The following is a 20,567-nucleotide window of genomic DNA, read 5'->3' as shown; positions in this document are numbered from 1 at the left end:
TGAGAAAAATATATTCTTATTTTGAACTTTAGTAGATATTATAATAGTTAAATAATTTAGTCAATATTTTTTAAGTAATTTTCAGATAAATAAAGGCCAAGATATTAAATGATAAGCTTTTTACCATCGATGTTATAACAATCAGTTATAGACTATTCATATTTGTCTTATTACCACTTTATCGGCTTCCTCCATGATATAAATGAAATTAGCTAGGAGGTTACACAAATGGTTATTACAGCTCTTATTTTACTTGGTTTTACTGCGAGCACTTATGGAACCATTATTGGTGCAGGCGGCGGATTTTTGTTCGTCCCTGTTTTGGTAATGTTTTATGATATTTCTCCAGAAGCAGCAGCTGCCACCGGCCTGGCTATTGTTTTCCTAAACGCTGCTGCTGGCTTGCCCGTATTTTTAAAACAACACCGGGTTTTGCTTCGAACCGGTTTACTTCTCGCCGCCGGGGCCTTCCCTGGAACCCTGTTAGGAGAAAGACTCGTTCGATTTAGTTCTGAAGCTGTTTTTTACGCCTTATTTGCATGTCTTTTAATCGGCCTCGGTTTATACTTAATTTTAAAAAAAACACCTCAGGCAAAAGATGAAGTAGCAGCAACAGCAGAGAACAGTTATACTTTAAATGAAAAAGAATTAAATGAAGATCAAACGATAAAACTGCCTGTACTGTTAGGTATTGGCAGTATGCTTGGTGTTATTTCTTCGTTCTTTGGTATTGGCGGCGGCTGGCTTCTCGTTCCTATTTTGGTTTATGGCTTTGGGTTGTCATTAAAAGCAGCAACCGCTACTTCGATTTTTGCTCTTGCTTTATATTCTCTCAGCGGTCTTATACCTGGTATTGTAAACAATGCAGTGGATTGGAATATCGTTCTCTGGAGTGGAGCAGGGGTGCTTGCAGGTGCCCAGGCTGGTGCAATTCTTTCAAAAAAAATGAAAGGAACCACCATTACAAGACTGCTTGCGACTGTAGTCATTGTTATAGGAGCTAGTATGATTTTTCAAATGTAAAGGAAGATGTTATCTATGCGCATTCAAACGTTCCAGCTTTTTTGTTACGTCATAGAAGAAGGAAGCATAAGCGCCGCCGCAAAAAGAGCTTATTTATCACAGCCGGCTGTTACAAAAAAAATTAGACAGCTGGAAGAACATTATTCCACCCTCCTTTTTGATCGTGAACATAGTACTGTCGTACTGACCCCCGCAGGTGAAAGATTGTATGATCATGCTAAATTTATCGTAAAAGAATATGAACAGTCGGTAGCAGCTATTGAAATGTTGCGCGGGATCCAAACGCAATCCTTAAAGATAGGTTCGTCTTATACTCTCGGCGAATATGTCCTTCCGGAAATTATCAGCGCTTTTCAACAGGAGAGTCCCTCTTTTCAAATACATTTGTCAATCAGTAACACTCCTGCTGTACTGGCAGATCTCGAAGAAGAAAATATCGACCTTGCTTTTGTTGAAGGAGAAGTACATAATCCCGAATTTGATAAAAAAGTTATTGCAAGCGACAATATTGTTTTGATCGTACCCCCTAACCATCGATGGGCAGAGAAAAAACATATTGTGCCAAGAGAGCTTTTGAACGACCGGATGATTCATCGGGAAAGCACTTCAGCGAGCCGGCAGATTGTTGAAAACCATCTATTTGAAAAAATAAATCTTAACCAATTAGAAAACACACTAGAATTAAGCACGACGCAAGCCATAAAAAGTGCTGTCCAGTCTGGTCTTGGTTATGGTTATGTATCACGTCTTGCGGTAAGACAAGAACTTAAAGCAGGCCTTCTTTATGAAGTGGACGTCAGCGGCATCCACATTCAGCGACCGCTTTGGGTAGCTTCGAGAGTACAGCGTTTTGCTAAAGATTCGATCAGTCAATTTAGTGATTACGTACGTCACTTTTTACAAAAGCGATCCTCTATAGTTTCTTAATAAAACGTTTCGCCTCATCATATTAGATGCTGCTTTTCGTACGTTCACTTTCTCTTGTATACTTTTATTTAGAAATTAATCGCTTGTAAAGGAATGGTGCACATGGACCCTCTTGTCATACTAGCGTTTATAGGAACTGCAGTGGTGCTGACGCTCTCCCCAGGACCTGACATTTTATTTGTTATTGCGCAAAGCATCTCTCAAAATAAACAAGCAGGAATTGCCACTGCGCTTGGTCTCTGCTCCGGTTTGCTTGTGCATATTACAGCAGCTGCGGCTGGAATTTCTGCTATTATCTATCAATCTTCTATTGCATTTTCAATCGTCAAATATGCGGGAGCCGCTTATCTTCTATACTTAGCATGGCTTGCTTTTCGAGATAGATCAAAAACTGGTTTATCTAACGGAACAAGCCCTCTTCAATACCTGGCACTATACAAAAAAGGCATTATTATGAACTTGCTCAATCCCAAGGTATCTCTGTTTTTTCTAGCTCTGCTTCCTCAGTTCACAAGCCCTGCAGCTGGTTCTGTAACAGTGCAAATGTTGATACTTGGACTTGTTTTTCTTGTTCAGGCTCTTGTCATTTTTTCTATCGTTAGTTTCACAGCCAACAAAGCAAGCCGTTTCGTGTTGGAAAACCCTGGAGTTTCCAGACGTATGAATATTATTCAAGGAGGATTATTTACCATCATAGGCCTTCAAATTTTGTTTAGTGAAAAATAACAAGTGCACCGTGAAAATTTTATTGAAAGTCAAGACAATAATTAAAACACTTTAAAGTCACAAGAAAAAGGATAGGTAAGCAGAGACATCGGCTTATCCTATCCTTTTTCTACTACAAGTGACCTCATTCACCTTAGAGTAAAACAAAATCGACTATAATTACCCGTTAGATGTCTAAGAGTGCTTACTACTTATGCAAGTATGAACCCAAAAACCATTTGTAAAATATCCCCCGACTATCACCTCTTTGCATTGTTACCAGCTAAATAATTCCTTTTGTTATAATCGATAAGCGCCCGATTTGTATACCCATTACTTGACATTTCCTACGCTGGGATACGGCAACGATTCGTACCTTTTCATGTCACACGTGAATATTTATCAAGTGTTGTATTTTATCATGAAAACCGAACATAACATCAGTTATGCTTGAATTTTAATGTGTTGCTTTGAAATAAAGTTTGAGCAAAAACACCCTTAACAAAAACTAAACAAAGGGGAATCAGAATAATAGATTATGGTAAATAACACATTATGATCTAAACGCAGCCTGCTGTCGAAAGCTTCTATTACAGGCACCGCCTCCACAACAAAAAATAGTGGTAACAAAAGCCTTTGCAACCAGCCCTTCCCCTTCACGAAAATTCGTTTTTCATCTATCCAAATGGTCTTCCAAAGAAGACTCTCCAGCTACCCTCCAATGACAAGTCTTCCAATTACGATAAAAACTTTCATAGGGCGTCCTTCCTCCACCTGGAGGCTTCCACTTTGACCGTTAAACCGGAAATAGCAGTGTTTCCCCTTTTTATTCGACAACATTTCCCAGGAAAAAATTTATTCTGCCATTTGTCGTAGAAACACCTCGAATAAATAGAACCTCCCAAGCCAGTGTAGAATGCATATAATCTTTTCGCCTGAGGATAATTGGATATCCCGCTTAAACAGGCTTTTTCTCTAAATACAAGGATCTGTTTGGTCTTTAAGACAGCTTAACAGTTCTTTCTCCATTTTCATCCTAATAGAAAGGGCACTATGAACTAATCATAATGCCCTTTCCCATCATTTAATGTCTATCGTATATTCTGAAGAAGAGGATGTCCACGTCTGATCGTTGATGATCAACCCGTCGTCCAGTGCCTTTGGAAAGTAGAGCGTAATCTCCTTATAAGGCAGGATGTAGGAACCGGTGCTTGCTATATTTATTTCTAAGCCGCCAGCGTTAGTCCGGAGTTCCATCTCATTAACCGTATAGATACCCTCTTTATAATCAATGGACACTCCATCATCTTCGTAATGGCTGAACTGGACACTACCTTCCTCCTGCAGAGGAAAGCAAAGATAGCCGCGCTGTTCTCCCTTCTCCATTTTATCTTCTTTATCATCAATCGGAATAATAGAACCAGCCTGCACAAACAATGGCACTCGGTCCATCGGAGCCGCTGCTGTAATCGCCTGGCCGCCGGTATAGAATACTCCGGTATGCCAGTCATACCAGCCTTTCACATTGTTAGGAAGGTAGACGTCAATTTCCCGTACCCCTTTTTCCACGACGGGGGCAACAAGGACCTGTTCTCCTAGCATAAACTGGTACGATTCTTCCAATGTTTTCTCGTCATGACCAAAGTAATAAAACATCGGCTGGATCATCGGTTTATACTGATCGTGTGCGTCTTTCATGAGCTGATACAAATATGGAGTAATGGTTTCCCGGAAATCCATCAGACGTTTGATCGGCTTGATGTGGTCCGGATACATCCACGGTACGTTGACGGAACCGTCGTCATTCCAGGAATGAATAGTGAATCTCGGATGAACGATGCCGTTCTGAATCCAGCGGATGAACAGTTCCGGTTCCGGGGCCCCACCCGCAAAACCGCCGACATCATGTCCGAAGTTATAAACGCCGGACAGGCTTAGTCCAATACCGGTTAATACGTTGTACTTCAACGTGTCCCAGCTCGTATAGTTGTCGCCTGACCAGGTCTGGGCGTATCGCTGCAGACCGGGGCCGCCTGATCTCGTAATTGCATACGGACGCACCGAGGGTTGAAATTCTTTCTGTGCATCCAGCGACGTTTTCGTCATAAGAAGGGAAAGTACCGGACGGCAGTCCTCCATGTTTAATCCGCTACCGAACCCATGTAGTTTTGCCTCCCCGTCCCATATTTCAAATTCATTATTATCGTTCCAAGTAGAATCAATGCCATAGGAAAGGAGCTTCTCTTTTACTTTTTCCTTCCACCATTCGACCGCTCCCGGGTTGGTGAAATCGATATAGGCTCCGAGATCGTCCCAGAACTGAACCAGTTCTTCTTCCTCCCCAGTACGGTTCTTAATAAAATACCCCTTCTCTTTCAATTCCTCATACATCGGGTGATCCTTCAGCAGACACGGTTTAATGTTGGCACATAGGTTCACCCCGTGCTCTTTGTAATACGTGGTGAAACGCTTGGGTTCAGGAAATTTGGTCGTATTCCAGTTGAACACATAACGTTTGCTCTCGATCGATGTATAACCGGAGGATAACTGAAAAGAATGGCATGGAATTTCGTAGTCTTCACAATCCTGAATAAACTGATTCATCTGAACCTGGGCGTCCGGAGCATCGGTGTAGGTCATCGTCGATCCAGAATAACCCAGGCTCCATTTCGGGAAAAACGCTGTTTTCCCCGTTAACCAGGAATACGTTTCCACAACCTCCGCAGCATCCTTTCCGCTGATCATATAGTAATCAAGCGGCCCGGATTCAGCATGATAGTAACGGTAAAAGCCATGATAGTTATCCAGTTCCTTTCCCATATCAAAGACGCTCGTAGACAAATTGTCATAAAACATCCCGTACCACTGCCTGTTTTTTGTCCTCGTCATGAAAAAGGGAATATGTTTATACAATGGATCGGTTAAATAAGGATCATACCCCATCGGGTCCATGTTTTGCATGCGGTACCGGTGACCATGCCGGTTTAACGGTCCGGCCTTTTCCCCCAAGCCGAAAAACATTTCTTCCCTGCATCGTTTCATATAATGAAACCGCCCTCTTCCCAGGGTTCCATCCAGGTTATAGCTTTGTGTATCCCGGTCTCTCGCTATTTCTTTCCAGTCTCCATTCTGCTTTTCATACCAGATGAACTTTAGGGAATCCATAAAAATATATAGTTTTAACTTGGAAGTAAAGAGTTCAAACTCTTGCTCATTTATTTTATTTACAGAATAGGCGGGACACGTGAACGGAGAAAGGTCCAGCCGGTTCCGCCCTTCATACGGCACATCCTCCATCCCCGGGGCCACCGTCCAGGTCGGCAGAGGTTTTTCATTGATGCCTTTTATATATATTCGAAAAATATTTTCTTCCAGAATCCATATCCGGATTTCTGTATCTTCTGCTGCATTGATTAGATGGATGGAGGAAGGTCTTCCCTCCACCCAGCGAAAACGATAAGCATCCATATTCATGCTTTCCTACTCCTTTACAATAAATTAAGCAATTGCGGCAGAAACAGGCTGATCTGCGGAATATAGACGACCAGGAATAACGCAATAATAAGGGCAGCGAAGAATTTCACCAAGGTAGGAATGACCTCCTCTATGGAAACTTTTCCGACACTGCTTCCGATAAACAGCGCACTTCCAACCGGTGGTGTCATAATCCCGATCGCCAGGTTAAAGATGAGGATAATTCCGAAGTGTACCGGATCTACTCCCATCTGCGTCGCAATCGGCAGAAAGATCGGTGTGAAGATCAGTACAGCCGGGGTGATATCCATAAACGTTCCAATGACTAAAAGAATGACCATCATCATAAACAATACGATAATCTTATTATCCGATATGCTTAGAATCGCGTTACTGATTTCTCCGGGGATGCCGGTAATCGTCATCGACCACGACATGACAGAAGAAGCCCCTACCAAAAACAGGACAATCCCGGTCATCGTGATCGATTCTGTTAAAATCTTTGGAATGTCGTGCCAGCTGATGGAGCGGTAAATCAAGGCAAGCAGCGTAGCATAGATGACAGCAACTGCAGCCCCTTCTGTCGCTGTGAAAATACCTGCCACGATACCTCCAATAACAATCACAATCAGCATCAGGCTTGGAATCGCATCCAGAATCACTTTGATCTTTACTTTAAATGGAATAGGATCCGCTACTGGATACTGTTCTTTTTTTGCAATGAAGTAAGCGACTACCATGATCGACAGCCCCATCAGAATTCCAGGAAGATATCCGGCAATAAAGAGCGCAGCAATCGATGTTCCGCCGCTCACAAGGGAATAGATAATTAGTGCTCCACTCGGGGGTATCAAAAAGCCGGTAGGGGAAGAAGCAATGTTTACTGCCGCTGAATAACTTCGTTTGTATCCTTCCTGAGCCTGAAGCGGAGACATGACACTGCCGATTGCAGCAGCTGCCGCCACCGCCGATCCTGAAATGGATCCAAATAACATATTCCCTACCACATTAGTATGAGCAAGCGACCCCGGCAACCGTCCTGCTATTAATTTTGCCAGATTAATCAGGCGGATCGCTATCCCGCCGTTATTCATAATACTGCCGGCCAAAATAAAAAAGATCACCGCCAGCAGGGCAAAACTATTGATGCCGCCGACCATATTCTGGGCAGCTGTAAATAAAATAATATCAAGCGGAACAGCAAGCAATGCTGCCGTCAGTGAGGCAATCCCTATACAAACGGAAATAGGAACACCAATACCTAACAACATAAAAAATGTTGCAAATAATACTATTGCGGCTTGAAACGCCATACTTTCTTCACCTACTCTCTAATGACTTCTCCTTCTGTTTGAGCACTCTGTTCGCGGTTTTTTAGCTCCTTTTTCCGTTCACTGATATTGATAAGCTGAAAAAAGATGATGAGACATCCCGATATTGGCAGAATCATGTACACCCATCCCATTGAGATATTAAGAATAGGTGTCAACTGCCCCATCGTTGAATTTGATAAATCCCAGCCTCCAATAATAAGGACGGCTATACAAAAAGCTATTACCAAACCGTCTATCAACCATTGCAGGGTTAATGCTTTTTTATCTTTCAATTTATTTTTCAGAAACACAATCGCTAAATGTTCATTCACGCTAAACGCATACGCTGCTCCCAGCAGAGCAACCCAAATCAAAAGAAACTTAAGAAGCTCTTCCGTATATACACTGGGATCTCCCAGCACGTACCGGCTGAATACCTGCCAAAATGCTCCCGCTACCATAATTACGGTTAGTATAGAAGCAACAATCATCACAATTCTGCTGATGAGGGTTTTCATTTTATTCAGCATAAATGCCCTCCTTCTCCTGATTATTCCAGCGCTGTTTTAAATAATATGCAGCACTTTTAGGATCCCGTCTCTGGTGAAATGCTCTTTTTGTTTCCGTCCACTCTTATTATTCCTTCCTTTGTCATAAAATCAGCAAAATTCCATACATGTTCTCCTATAAGCCAGCCTAATGTATCAAATATTTCATGATAGGCTCGTAAAAATTCAACCTGAAATTCTTCAGAGAACATGACAGGAGGATATTTATGCATGCCCTGGGGATTGTATCCACTCCATATTCTTTCATCATGACCGGCTTATGGTGATACTGCTTCCATGACAGTAAATGATCTCTTAACACACGTTTTCCTTTATCCAAATTCCCCTGATTGGAATACCATCCAAAATACACCCGATCACATCACATCTACTAAAGAAGATACAAAGCATTTTTGCGGCTCAATCAGTATTAGATTGACATTCATAAGCGGACGGTCATCCCATTTTCTCGTTTCTTCAATCAGTTCTTTGAAATACGCATGTGCGTTTTCTTCCATGGTTGAAGCCTCATTCGCAACACACCACATGACGACAATCGGGGGATTTTCATCCCGGCTGATCAACTTTTTCATGATGGCTTTATTTTATGATGAGCCAGCGTCTGTTCATTCACTTTATCTTCCGCAAACACGCCATCCAATTCTCCAACAGCCAGAACGGCCTGGCCAAGCATCCCTACAGCAGGGGCTTCATCAAATCGTGGTGCTGTTTCAACATTTTCCGCCCATTCTCTTCCACGACTTCTCCAGGAGAAAGCGAGGTCCAGTCCAATTCATTGATCACTTTGATGATGGCAGGTTTTTTCAGTACGTTTCAGCAGATGGCTTATTTCAAATTCAAACGGGAGATAGCCGCCTTTGTGACTTCCCAATTTCCTTCCATTCAGCCCGTAAGCAGCTCCCCCGATACGCAAACACTTGATTATCTTCTTCAATCCAGGAAGGGGAAATAAAATTCCGTTTCATACCAAACATCGCCGATAAAATCCTGAGGAATTTCTTCCGGTAGAAATTCATTAATGCTTGATGGTACGGGAACTTCCCAAAATTTGGGCAGGCCGTGTTTCAGATCTACAGACGCTTTCCAGAAACCTGATAATTGGCTTCTATCCCTTTTGGGTGTTGGTATTGGATATAGCATGAGTCATCCCTTTTCTGTTAAGGAGTGAAAATTTATTGCCTCAGCCGTACAGCCGTGGACAATGAATTCTGAAAAAAACTAACGCAAGGATTCAAACTCATCAAGCAGGTCAGCAATCGCTTCGTCTTCCCGGTAATCTTCAATCATTGGTTCTACCGCTTCGCGGAAAGGTTCCTTATCGACCTCATAGAACTCGACGCCCATTTCTTTGGCTTCTGTTTTTGCTTCTTCCACTGCTTCCGACCAGATTTCTTTTTGGGTTTCTGTCGATTCTTCTGCAGAAGTCTTAATGATTTCCTGCTGATTTTCAGAAAGGGTATTCCATGTGTCTGCACTCATCACAGCGATATCCGGGATACGTGTATGCTGGTCATACGAGAATGCTTTGGCCACTTCGCCGTGATTGCCGGTCGTCAAAGCCGTCGGGTTGCTTTCCGCCCCGTCAATAACACCCTGCTGCAGGCCGGTGTAAATGTCTCCGTATGGCATCGGTGTTGGAGAACCGCCCATCGTTTCGACCATATCGATCTGGGTTTCACTATTCATCACGCGGATTTTCATCCCTTTGAGATCATCCGGATGTTCAATCGGTGTATCCTGGGTATAGAAACTGCGTGCCCCGGAATCATAGTACGTTACTCCGATAAATCCTTCTTCTTCCGTACCTTCATACAATTCCTGCACAGCGTCGGACTCCATGCTTTCAAAGAAATGATCTTCGTCTTCAAATACATAAGGAAGACTAAAGACGGCGTACTCCGAAGCAAAGTTTTCCAGTGCTCCTGCCGAAACCTTCGTCATATCAATACCGCCGTTCTGCACCTGTTCTAGTACTTCATTTTCCGATCCCAGGGTTCCGTTCGGAAAGATTTTAACCGTCATATTACCGTCTGACTTTTCCTCTACACGTTCTTTAAAATCTACCAGACCTTTATGCACCGGATGGTCTTCCCCCAAATTGTGGGCCAGTCTGAGGTCATGTGATTCTTCTTGTTGAGCTGCGCTTTCTCCATCGGAAGAACCGCCGGACGTACTGTTATCCCCTGATGATTGCTCTTCTCCATTTCCACAGGCTGCAGCAAACAGTAACAAGCTTCCAATTCCTAACGCTTTCATATACTTTTTCATTTTACTCTCTCCTTTATCATTGAAACCCTTTTCATAAAATTTATTTTTATATTGGCTTACACTCCAGAATATGCTGAGAATCCACCATCAACCGGAACGACAATGCCGTTGACAAAACCGGAAAAGTGATGATCCACAAGCCAGAGCAGCGTTCCGATGAGTTCTTCCGGTTTTCCAAAACGTTCCATTGGCGTTTGTGAGAGGATTTTATTGGCTCTGGCACTGAATTCTCCATTTTCATCAAATAATAAGTCCCTGTTCTGTTCGGTTTGGAAAAATCCCGGTGCCATCGCATTCACCCGCACCCCTGTGTTCGAAAAATGAACCGCCAGCCATTGGGTAAAATTGCTGATCGCTGACTTGGCACCACTATATGCTGGTATTTTCGTTAATGGCCGGACGGCGTTCATCGATGAAATATTGATAATCGAAGACTCCTCTTCCTTTACCATATCGCGGGAAAACACCTGGGTTGGTATTAAGGTGCCCAGATAATTAAGCTGAAAAAGTTTTTCGACCGCTTCAGGCTCCAGGTCAAAAAAGGTCTGATTGTTTTCATCCTGAAGATCCTCCAACGAGAATCGTTCACTCGTGGTTGTTGCTTTTGGATGATTGCCGCCGGCTCCATTGATTAAAATCTGACACGGACCGAATCTTTCTTTGACTTCCTGATGGACTTCTTCCAATGCCTTCTTATCCAATACATCCACACTGTATCCTAGACACTCCCCCCCTTGCTGTATAATACGCCCCGTGACGTCATCCACCTTTTCCTTATTTCGGGCAAGGACGACAACCTTGGCACCAGCGGCTGCCAGCGCTTCACTGAACACGGAGCCGAGTACCCCGCTGCCGCCTGTAACAACTGCTGTTTTATTTTTCAAATCTACATGAAATGGTAACTGCATACTTTTATTCTCCTGACTTTTCTTCTAGTGTATCGATAATACCGTTTAAATACGCTGCACCTAGGGCCCTATCGTATAACCCATATCCAGGACGACCGGTTTCTCCCCAAATCATCCGGCCATGGTCCGGCCGAATCGGCCCGGAAAACCCGACATCATGCAATTTTTGCAGCACGGCCGTCAGATCAAGAGAGCCATCTTTGATAGAATGAGAGGTTTCCTGAAATGACCGCGGTCCGGTCCATTTCACATTCCTCGCATGGACGAAATAGATACGCCCTTTTGCTGACTCGATAATGCCGGGTAAATCATTTTCTGGGTCAGCCCCGTAGGAACCGGTACAAAATGTGATTCCGTTATTCGGGCTGTCCACCCGATGAAGCATATACTCCACGTTTTCTTTGTTGGTCACCACCCGGGGCAGTCCAAAGATCGGCCAGGGCGGATCATCAGGATGGATGGCCAGCAGGACGTCTTCTTCTTCTGCCACAGGTACTACCTGTTCCAGGAAATAGATAAGATTATCCATGAGCTGCTGTTCAGAGATAAACTGATAAGTGTCCATGATTTTTCTTAAATCCTCGATCTGATAGGAGAGATCCCATCCTGGAAGCATCAGCTCCCCACTTAACGGATCAATATACTGCACCGTTTCTTCGTCGTATTTTAATGAATTCGAGCCGTCCGGAAGCACAGCATCCAGCTCCGAGCGTGTCCAGTCAAAGACAGGCATGAAATTATAGCAGACGGTGCGGATTCCTGCCCTCGAGAGATTTCGAAGGGTTTCTTTATAGTTTTCTATCCATTTGTCCTGAGACGCCGCTCCCATTTTTATTTCTTCATGAACTGGAACACTTTCAATTACATTCAGTTTCAATCCCTGATTTTCAATGGTTTGTTTTAACCGTTCTATCCGTTCAAGCGGCCAGACTTCCCCTGCCGGAATGTCATATACGACGGAGACGATACCAGTCATTCCGGGAATCTGCTGGATCTGCTCCAGCGTTACCGGATCATACTCCCCGTACCAGCGGAAACTCATTTCCATCTTTTGTTCCTCCTTTATCGTTCAACATTTGAAATAACGTTTGGCGTTGTAATAACAAATATCCTGAACGTATTTTTTCAGCAGTTCCATATCTTTCGGAGCTCTTCCCCGATCAACCCAGCCGCCGAGCAGATTACATAATATTCTTCGGAAGTACTCATGCCGGGAGAAAGATAAAAAGCTTCTCGAATCAGTCAGCATTCCGATGAAGTTACTGATTAGACCAGTATTGGCGAGAATTTTCATCTGATTTTCCATCCCGTCGATATGATCGTTAAACCACCAGGCTGTGCCAAACTGTATCTTCCCGGGGACTTCATCGTTTTGATAATTACCTGCCGCTGTTGCGAGGATATAATTATCACGGGCATCCAGGCTGTAGAGCACTGTTTTAGGAAGAACATTCTTTTTCTCTAATGAATCGAGAAAACGAGAAAGCGGTCTGGCAAGCAGATCATCCCCGATCGAGTCAAACCCGCTGTCAGGCCCGAGTTTTTCAAACATCTTTGTATTATTATTCCGCAATGCGCCGATATGAAGCTGCATCACCCAGCCTTTCTCAGCATACATTTCCGCCAGACTAAACAGCGTATAAGTCTTGTATTGCCCGATTTCTTTTGTAGTGAGTTCTTCTTCGTTCAGCCTCTTTTCAAACACGTATTCTGCATCAGCTTTTGCCGCCGGTTCATAAAACATGGCCGTGATACCGTGGTCTGCACTCCGGCAGCCGAGCGCATCAAAATAGTTCACTCGTTTCGAAAAGGCTTTCAACAGATCGTCATACGTTTCAATGGAAAAACCGGCTGCGTGTTCCAACGCTTTCCGCCATTCTCCAAACCCAGCTTTTTCGATCTTCAATCCCTTATCCGGCCGGAACGATGGAGACACCGTGACATCAAACCCTTCCTCATGCAGCTGCTTATGAGCCGCAAGGTCATCGGCCGGGTCGTCAGTAGTGCCGACAAACGTAACGTTGTCCCGTTTCAGCAGCGAACGTACGGAAAAATCGGACTGCTGCAGCTTATCATTGGCTTCTTTCCAGATAGCCGGTGCTGTCGTTTCATCCAGAAGCTCGTCTATCCCGAAATACCGCTGCAGCTCTAAATGCGTCCAGTGATACAGCGGATTGCCGAGAAGTTTCGGAACGGTAGCAGCCCAGGCTTCAAATTTTTCGTAATTGGTTTTATCTCCTGTTATGAAAGATTCATGAATCCCGTTTGCTCTCATCGCACGCCATTTGTAATGATCACCGGCAAGCCAAATTTCTGCAATATCCTTATAATTTTTATCTTCAAGAATTTCTTCCGGCACTAAATGATTGTGGTAATCAATGATCGGCATCTGTTTCGCATAATTGTGATAAAGTTCTTTCGCCGTTTCTCCTTCCAGCAGAAAGTCTTCTGAAATAAACGTTTTCATAAATACGGATACCTCCCGTAACTTTAAAAGGAAAAATCTAGTTTCTCTATAATTTATTTGTTTACTAAACAAATTATTAATTTTATACTATATGTAAGCGTTTCATTTTTCAAGACGTTTTTAAAATTTTTTATAGCAAAGTCCCAGTTTTTGTTTATAATAAGGCTGACATTTTATGAATGAGGAGGAAGAGATCGTGGATACAGGAGATGCGAGTTACATTAAACAATTGAACCGCAGAATATTAATAGAGGAAATTATAAAAAATATTTCCTTATCAAGAAGTGACTTATCCCGCAATACCGGGTTAAATAAAGCTACTATTTCTGTTCAGGTGAATGAGCTGATTAATGAAAATATTGTGATAGAAAAAACGGAAGGAGAATCAGTGTCTCGCGGACGAAAACCGATTCTATTGGAAATTAACGGCGGAGCCGGTTATAGCGTAGGGATCGATATTGACGAACACAGCATTCTATTAGCTTTTTGCGACTTAAAGGGAGAATTGTTCCACAAAACCTGGGTCCCATTAGAGACTATAGATTTCGAGGAAGTCATGGAACAACTCATGAATCATCTTACCCCTGCCATCACCCAATTTAACGAACAATACAAGCCAATTGGGCTGATCGGAATCGGAGTAGGGGTTCATGGTATTGTCAGCAATGAAAATGAAATTATTTATACACCAAAGCAGCAGTGGTCCCGCCTTCATGTAGAAAACGTGTTAAAAGAAACCTATAATAAGCCCGTATATGTAGACAATAATGCCAATTTATGCGTGTTTGCCGAACAGGTGTACTATGAACATATTCCAGATTTATTCTGCATCACGCTGTATTCCGGGATAGGCCTTGGCATCATAAATAATCATAACATCTACCGCGGGTACCAGGGATTTGCCGGAGAAATCGGCCATATGATCGTGGAGCCAAAAGGCATCCCCTGCCCTTGCGGCAATAAAGGATGCTGGGAACTCTATGCTTCGGAAAAGGCTTTAAAAAAACAATTAAACGAAAAGTACCCTGAGTTATCTCCTCAGGAATCCATTCAGCAAATACTAGAAGAAGGCGTAGACAGTGAAGTGCTGGATTACTATTTGGATTATTTATCGATTGGACTGAACAACATTATCAACATTTTTAACCCGGAAAAAATTATTTTAAACGGAGCGTTTATCAATGGCCACACGGATTTCATCAATAACCTGGAACGGAAATTGACGTCAAAATTCAACAATTACCTTCAGATCCGCGCTTCCTTTTTAGGAGATAACGCCTGCGCTCTAGGCGGTGCAGCGGTGGCGCTGAAAAACTTTTTCGGGGTCAATATGCTGAATCACGTCAACTACCACTATTTTAAATCGGATTTGCTGGAGATATAAAGACTTCGATATCCCTGATTGCAGTGGAGAGGGGCGGACAGCCATGTATTTATTTTAGCAGCAAGACGTCCTTTCAACCTCCACAAACGCTTTTTCAAGACGACAGCGGAATTGATGACCGTGAAAACACACCCGGGTGCTGTTTAAACGATTTTAGTAACAGTTTTCTATTCCATTATTGCCGGTGCACATAATTAAACAGCAGAAAAGCCATCGTAAGGGCTTCCTCTGTTTTCGGCTTTTCTTCACCGCTCTGAACATGATAGTGATAGCGCATAAAGGCTGAACGTTTCCCTTCCCTTAACACATCCCCATTATTGGTGGAAAGATTGCAGCAACAATCATTTCCGAAATTGGGGAAATCGATCAGTTTAATCATCCTAAACATTTGTCCGTTATTGACCTGAAAATTGGTTTGAAATCCTGCGAATACGCGAGCATTTGTCAGAAATTTGAATATACCTGAGGGAGTTTAAGTGTAATACTTCACAAACAATCTTTAATTAGTATTCTGAATCTTACTGTCTCCTCAACAATCTGACCCGTTTGCGGATTAAAAACAGGTGACAGTATCACCTATTTAAACACCTTAAAACGATTGGCTGCCCATTTTTCATTACGTATATTAATCAAACGTTTGATTAATTACTCAAGATATTAATCCGTTTGTTTTCATCCTTAAGGAACCAACAAGCCATATCCTGAATAGATAACATCAGGTGAAAATCCTGTCCTTCCTTGATTCATAGCAATGATTGTTTGCGCGGATACATCAAGTTTCCTGCTTATACTGGCTAAAGAATCACCAGATTCAACGACGTACACCCTCGCCGGTATTTCAACCATATCAAATGCCTGTAATAATTCCGGACTTTCGATCTGCGGATTAGCTTCAATAAGCTGGTTGACTGGCATTACAAAACTGCGCCCGATGGACTGTAGTGTATCTCCGGGCTGCACGAAATAAACGACCTGGCTGCGCGGGTTGTATGGATAAGGAACAATAATCCGCTGTCCGGAAAATATTAAACCAGGGTCCGTAAAAGGCGGATATAGGACATTTATAAGAGTAATATCAGAAACATTGCTACCTAACCTGTTCGCTATGCTGTATAAGGTATCTCCCGACTGAATCGTATATACAAAATACGTTCCTCTTCGAACAATAGCCACATACTTTCCTCCTTTGCTGACATATGCCTACTACAGCATAATCTACAAAGGCATGACCGGTTACAATTAATTCAACCACTCAATAACCACCTGGACAAAAGACAGGTCGGATCATTGCGTTATCTTGTCCTTCTCCATGAACTTTTGGGCTGACCAACATGTTTATTAACTTATTTTAATTGATAGACAACATCAACATACTGCACCACTTCTACTTCTCCCGCTTCCACCGAAGTGCCATTTGGCTCAGCAGTATCTTGTGCAGCTGACTGTTCTTCTGCAACTTCTTGCATTGGAAATTGGATCTGGGCATCCCCTTCAGCAATCTGCAGTACTTCCCCGCTTTCTTTTCCAGCACTTTCTGCCATCGCTGCTGCTTTTCCTTTCGTTTTTTCAATAGCTTTTTGTAATGCTTGCTGTTCTGCCTCCGATTCATCTTGCAAGGCAAAACGCGTTTGCTCTATCCGATTGGCTCCTGCCTTGGCCACTGCATCCAGCAACTCCCCAACATTATCAATTTCTTCATATTCCACCTCAAGAATATGCTGGGCACGGAACTGTTCCTCACCTTCTTGGCCTGGCTCACGATAAGGATAAACACCAACATTAGCAGTCTGTATATTTTCTTCCTCCACACCAAAATCCTTAAGCTGCTCTCGGACCCCATTCATTTGCTCACTCACTTTACTTTGCGCTTTATCTGCTGAGGAATCGGCTGCTTCTGCTCCCAAACGAATATGAGCCAAGTCCGGTGTCACACTGACGTTCCCTTCTCCCCTGACGACCAGTGTACCCTCCTGTACGGTTTCTTCTGCACTTACTGCATCTGTGTCATCAGCAGAACCATTAGCGTCCGACAAATAAAGCAGTCCCGCGCCTGCAACGGCAGCTGCTAATGCTGCCAATTGTATTATTTTCTTTTTATCGATAAAAACCCCTCCTCATTTCTTGTAATACTGGGAACACAAATTCATAAAAAGTGGAATTTAATGAAATTTCTTCTACTTTCTCTGTCGTAAAAATTCAAAAAAATGTTACATGTATACACTTTTTTAATAAACGTTATGTGAATTTTTTGAGGAGCTGTCCCATCTTTCGTTAAAACCCGGCTATTAACAAGACTATAACAATGTCCATTATAGCCGTGGCTCAATTATATGAATTGCATAACATAGTGTAGTGCTTTGTATGAAGTTGAGGTAAAAAAAATGAAAAATTCATTTAGAAATTTTGATGAATATCAATTATTAAAAGTTCTTCAATTGGCCTATGAGTTAGGAGAAAACAACAAAAGTATAACACCAAAAGAAATGGTCAGCTTTCTAAGTACTGAATTAAAAAAATTTTGTGAATGGAAAGGAAGTGAAAAGATGATTCCTCCACATGGCGGCATTTTAATACAGCAAATTGCAGAAAATCATGAAAAAAAAGAATGGTTGAACAAAACAAAAAACATGGAAACTATAACCATCTCAAAGGAAACGTTATCGGATCTTGAATTAATTGCAAATGGAGCCTATAGTCCTTTAGATGGGTTTATGAATAAAAAAGACTATATGAGTGTATTAAAAGACATGAGACTGTCTAATGGTTTAGTTTGGAGCCTCCCTATTACACTAGCCGTTTCAAAAGCAGAAGCTGATCGTTATAGACCTGGAAATGATATAGTTTTGAGAGGTGAGGACGGAACTATCTATGCTATTTTTCACTTTAAAGAAAAATATAAATATAATAAAGAAATGGAAGCAAAACATGTCTACGGTACTACAGACAAAAAACATCCCGGCGTTAAAAAACTGTACGAAAAAGGGGATGTATATCTTGCCGGTCCCATCATTCTTTTAAACCGTCCGTCACATCAACCTTTTAACGAATATTCGCTTGACCCTATAGAGACAAGAAATATATTTAATAACTTAGGTTGGAAAACCATTGTTGGTTTTCAGACCCGAAATCCTATTCATCGAGCACATGAGTATATACAAAAATCTGCTTTAGAAATGGTAGATGGCTTGTTCGTTCACCCTTTAGTGGGGGAAACAAAGAAAGATGACATACCGGCTAATATTCGTATGGAAAGTTACCATACCCTTCTAAATAATTATTATCCTAAAAATAGAGTTCGGCTGGCGATTTTTCCAGCTGCAATGAGATATGCCGGACCAAGAGAAGCCATTTTCCATGCTCTCGTAAGAAAAAATTATGGATGCACCCATTTTATTGTTGGAAGAGATCATGCAGGAGTGGGAGATTATTATGGAACGTATGAAGCTCAACAAATTTTTGATACATTTTCATCCGATGAAATTGATATATCCATTTTAAAGTTTGAGCATGCTTTTTATTGTAAGAGTTGCGAAAACATGGGTACTTCCAAAACATGCCCGCACAAATCAGAAAATCATATGCATTTGAGCGGAACGAAAGTAAGGGAAATATTACGACAAGGTCAAAAACCACCTAAAGAGTTTACCCGGCCAGAAGTAGCAGAGATCCTTATTAAAGGATTAAAGAAAAAATGACGCTCACTTCCATTGTTCTAGAAAAAGGATCTGGTTTGTCATGACATGGGAAATGGTTTTTGTCTTATTTACAGTCGGATGTATGATGTGTGGATTATTTTTCGAGATAGCAAGACCTGCTCTTATTATTTTTTTGACGCTAACTTTTTTTACTATAACTGGGATCATAACACCACAAGAAGCTGCACAAGGGTTTTCTAATCAAGCAATGCTAACGATTGCAATGCTGTTTATTATTGCAGGTACCATAAAAAAAAGCGGAATCATAGACCGCCTTATTACTAACCTATTAAATTCTCATGACTCTACCCAAAAAGCATTGTTAAAAATGATTATACCATTTTCCGGATTTTCAGCTTTTTTAAATAACACACCTATTGTCATTACATTAACTCCCGTTATTCGAAATTGGTGTGAAGCGAACAAAATCTCACCGTCTAAATTTTTAATACCGTTATCCTATGCAACGATATTAGGGGGAACTATAACTTTAATTGGAACATCTACAAACTTAATTGTGAACGAATTAATGCTAAAAGAGGGATGGCAAGGGTTTTCTATTTTCACTCTAAGTATAATCGGATTACCGATTACTATCTTAGGTATTATTTATCTCATTACGATCGGACACCGCATTTTACCAAATCATAAAGTGATGACAGAAATGGTTAAAGAAAAATATCGTGAATACCTTGGTGAAGTGTTAATCGATAAAGGTTGCCCCCTTACCCATTGTACGATCAACGAAGCTGGTCTACGAAACTTAAAAGGTATCTATTTTATTTCGATTATACGTGGCAATGAAAGAATTACTCCTATAAAAAGTACTACTATTATAAAACCAGGTGATCGCCTTATTTTCACCGGGGACCTTTCTACTATTTCAGAAATCCAAAATATAAAAGGCATTCATCTCGAGACAAACACCTGCCCTCCGCTAGATGAATTAAAAACGAACAAAACAAAACTTGTCGAAGCGGTTGTTTCTCATCACTCTTCGCTCTTACACAAAAAAATTAAAGACACTCAATTCAGAGCTAAATATGATTGTGCAGTTATTGCTGTACATCGGAGTAATGAACGGATAAAAAGTAAAATCGGAGACATTGTCTTGAAACCGGGAGACACCCTTCTATTAATAACCGGTCCTGATTTTCAGAAAAGTGGAATTGAGCATGATTTTTATGTAATGACCCATGTTTCTCAAAACGTTTACACTAAAAGCGACAGAAAAAAAGGCTGGATTTCTATTTCTATTTTTTTCATCATGCTCTCTCTAGTGTCCTTCCATGTAGTCTCTATGTTTACAGCTGTATTAATAACTACAACATTATTATTACTCTTTCGAATCATAACACCTTCCGAAGTAAAACAATATATTCAATTTAACGTTTTAATGATAATTGCATGTTCGCTAGGAATCGGAACCGCTCTATCTACTACCGGTACAGCTCAATGGATCGCAAACAAACTTGTTCTACTCATCGAACCTTTCGGTGTAATTGCCATGTTAGTTACTGTTTATATCATTACTAACATCTTTACAGAGTTTATTACAAATAATGCAGCTGCTGTGATAATGTTCCCTATAATTATAGAAATTTCTAATCAAGTTCAAATAGATCCATTTTCGTTAGCAGTGATTGTAACCATTGCTGCTTCAGCCAGTTTTATAACCCCTATTGGTTACCAAACTAATTTAATCGTTTATGGACCCGGGGGCTACACTTTTAAAGATTATATAAAAGTCGGTATTCCTCTCAGTTTTTTGGTGATGGTTACTACTATTCTTGTTGTATATGTAACTTGGATATAAGAAGAAAGGGATTTTTAT

General features: G+C 41.6%; 18 protein-coding genes. 7 read left to right on the top strand and 11 right to left on the bottom strand.

Annotated features, from left to right (window positions below):
- Positions 1-228 precede the first annotated feature (228 nt).
- From CEF16_RS17635 to CEF16_RS17625, 3 genes are all read left to right on the top strand, one after another.
- Complete coding sequence (locus CEF16_RS17635) at positions 229-1,023, top strand: sulfite exporter TauE/SafE family protein (RefSeq protein ID WP_091584208.1); 795 nt, start codon at positions 229-231, stop codon at positions 1,021-1,023.
- 15 nt (positions 1,024-1,038) lie between these two features.
- The gene (locus CEF16_RS17630; RefSeq protein ID WP_170032061.1) at positions 1,039-1,950 is read left to right on the top strand and encodes a LysR family transcriptional regulator; all 912 of its coding nucleotides are present in this window, start codon (positions 1,039-1,041) and stop codon (positions 1,948-1,950) included.
- 102 nt (positions 1,951-2,052) lie between these two features.
- Positions 2,053-2,676, top strand: coding sequence for a LysE family translocator (locus CEF16_RS17625; protein WP_091584203.1), 624 nt, complete (start codon positions 2,053-2,055; stop codon positions 2,674-2,676).
- A gap of 1,059 nt (positions 2,677-3,735) precedes the next feature.
- On the opposite strand, the gene CEF16_RS17620 is transcribed toward CEF16_RS17625, so the two are convergent.
- The 5 genes from CEF16_RS17620 to CEF16_RS23385 all read right to left on the bottom strand — a co-directional run bounded on the left by CEF16_RS17620 (position 3,736) and on the right by CEF16_RS23385 (position 8,583).
- Positions 3,736-6,129 carry a glycoside hydrolase family 31 protein gene (locus tag CEF16_RS17620; RefSeq protein ID WP_091584200.1) on the bottom strand — a complete coding sequence of 798 codons (2,394 nt, stop codon included), beginning with the start codon at positions 6,127-6,129 and terminating at the stop codon, positions 3,736-3,738.
- Positions 6,130-6,143: 14 nt separating this feature from the next.
- Entirely contained in the window at positions 6,144-7,442 is a 1,299-nt protein-coding gene (locus CEF16_RS17615; RefSeq protein WP_091584197.1) for a TRAP transporter large permease, read from the bottom strand.
- An 11-nt stretch (positions 7,443-7,453) separates the two neighbouring features.
- Positions 7,454-7,972 carry a TRAP transporter small permease gene (locus tag CEF16_RS17610; RefSeq protein WP_175488349.1) on the bottom strand — a complete coding sequence of 173 codons (519 nt, stop codon included), beginning with the start codon at positions 7,970-7,972 and terminating at the stop codon, positions 7,454-7,456.
- Positions 7,973-8,028: 56 nt separating this feature from the next.
- The gene (locus tag CEF16_RS17605) at positions 8,029-8,223 is read right to left on the bottom strand and encodes a glycoside hydrolase family 2 TIM barrel-domain containing protein (protein WP_091584195.1); all 195 of its coding nucleotides are present in this window, start codon (positions 8,221-8,223) and stop codon (positions 8,029-8,031) included.
- A gap of 144 nt (positions 8,224-8,367) precedes the next feature.
- Positions 8,368-8,583, bottom strand: coding sequence for a glycoside hydrolase family 2 TIM barrel-domain containing protein (locus CEF16_RS23385; RefSeq protein WP_139185941.1), 216 nt, complete (start codon positions 8,581-8,583; stop codon positions 8,368-8,370).
- 14 nt (positions 8,584-8,597) lie between these two features.
- On the opposite strand from CEF16_RS23385, the gene CEF16_RS17600 reads away from it, so the two are divergent.
- Positions 8,598-8,963 carry a hypothetical protein gene (locus CEF16_RS17600; protein WP_139185940.1) on the top strand — a complete coding sequence of 122 codons (366 nt, stop codon included), beginning with the start codon at positions 8,598-8,600 and terminating at the stop codon, positions 8,961-8,963.
- 266 nt (positions 8,964-9,229) lie between these two features.
- On the opposite strand, the gene CEF16_RS17590 is transcribed toward CEF16_RS17600, so the two are convergent.
- Genes CEF16_RS17590 through uxaC form a run of 4 tightly spaced genes read right to left on the bottom strand, consistent with a single transcriptional unit; the run spans position 9,230 to position 13,654 of the window.
- Positions 9,230-10,279, bottom strand: a complete 1,050-nt coding sequence (locus CEF16_RS17590) for a TRAP transporter substrate-binding protein (protein ID WP_091584186.1) — start codon at positions 10,277-10,279, stop codon at positions 9,230-9,232.
- 56 nt (positions 10,280-10,335) lie between these two features.
- Positions 10,336-11,187, bottom strand: coding sequence for an SDR family oxidoreductase (locus tag CEF16_RS17585; protein ID WP_091584183.1), 852 nt, complete (start codon positions 11,185-11,187; stop codon positions 10,336-10,338).
- Between the two features lie 4 nt (positions 11,188-11,191).
- Positions 11,192-12,235 carry a mannonate dehydratase gene (uxuA, locus tag CEF16_RS17580; RefSeq protein ID WP_091584181.1) on the bottom strand — a complete coding sequence of 348 codons (1,044 nt, stop codon included), beginning with the start codon at positions 12,233-12,235 and terminating at the stop codon, positions 11,192-11,194.
- A 21-nt stretch (positions 12,236-12,256) separates the two neighbouring features.
- Positions 12,257-13,654, bottom strand: coding sequence for a glucuronate isomerase (uxaC, locus tag CEF16_RS17575; protein ID WP_091584178.1), 1,398 nt, complete (start codon positions 13,652-13,654; stop codon positions 12,257-12,259).
- 196 nt (positions 13,655-13,850) lie between these two features.
- Here uxaC and CEF16_RS17570 point away from each other — a divergent pair, with 196 nt between their 5' ends.
- A complete protein-coding gene (locus tag CEF16_RS17570) occupies positions 13,851-15,038 on the top strand; it encodes an ROK family transcriptional regulator (protein ID WP_170032058.1) in 1,188 nt (395 codons plus the stop codon).
- A 678-nt stretch (positions 15,039-15,716) separates the two neighbouring features.
- On the opposite strand, the gene CEF16_RS17565 is transcribed toward CEF16_RS17570, so the two are convergent.
- Entirely contained in the window at positions 15,717-16,211 is a 495-nt protein-coding gene (locus tag CEF16_RS17565; protein WP_091584173.1) for a LysM peptidoglycan-binding domain-containing protein, read from the bottom strand.
- Positions 16,212-16,381: 170 nt separating this feature from the next.
- Positions 16,382-17,116, bottom strand: a complete 735-nt coding sequence (locus tag CEF16_RS17560) for an SIMPL domain-containing protein (protein WP_170032055.1) — start codon at positions 17,114-17,116, stop codon at positions 16,382-16,384.
- 303 nt (positions 17,117-17,419) lie between these two features.
- Between CEF16_RS17560 and sat the strand changes: the two genes are divergently transcribed.
- Both sat and CEF16_RS17550 read left to right on the top strand, forming a co-directional pair.
- Entirely contained in the window at positions 17,420-18,733 is a 1,314-nt protein-coding gene (sat, locus tag CEF16_RS17555) for a sulfate adenylyltransferase (RefSeq protein ID WP_483860544.1), read from the top strand.
- Between the two features lie 40 nt (positions 18,734-18,773).
- Positions 18,774-20,549 carry an SLC13 family permease gene (locus CEF16_RS17550; RefSeq protein WP_091584167.1) on the top strand — a complete coding sequence of 592 codons (1,776 nt, stop codon included), beginning with the start codon at positions 18,774-18,776 and terminating at the stop codon, positions 20,547-20,549.
- Positions 20,550-20,567: the final 18 nt, after the last annotated feature.

It is taken from the genome of Alteribacillus bidgolensis, assembly GCF_002886255.1.
In the GTDB taxonomy this organism is placed as follows: Bacteria; Bacillota; Bacilli; order Bacillales; family Marinococcaceae; genus Alteribacillus; species Alteribacillus bidgolensis.
Note: the sequence above shows the minus strand (reverse complement) of the source record. Positions and strands in the feature narration are given on the sequence as shown.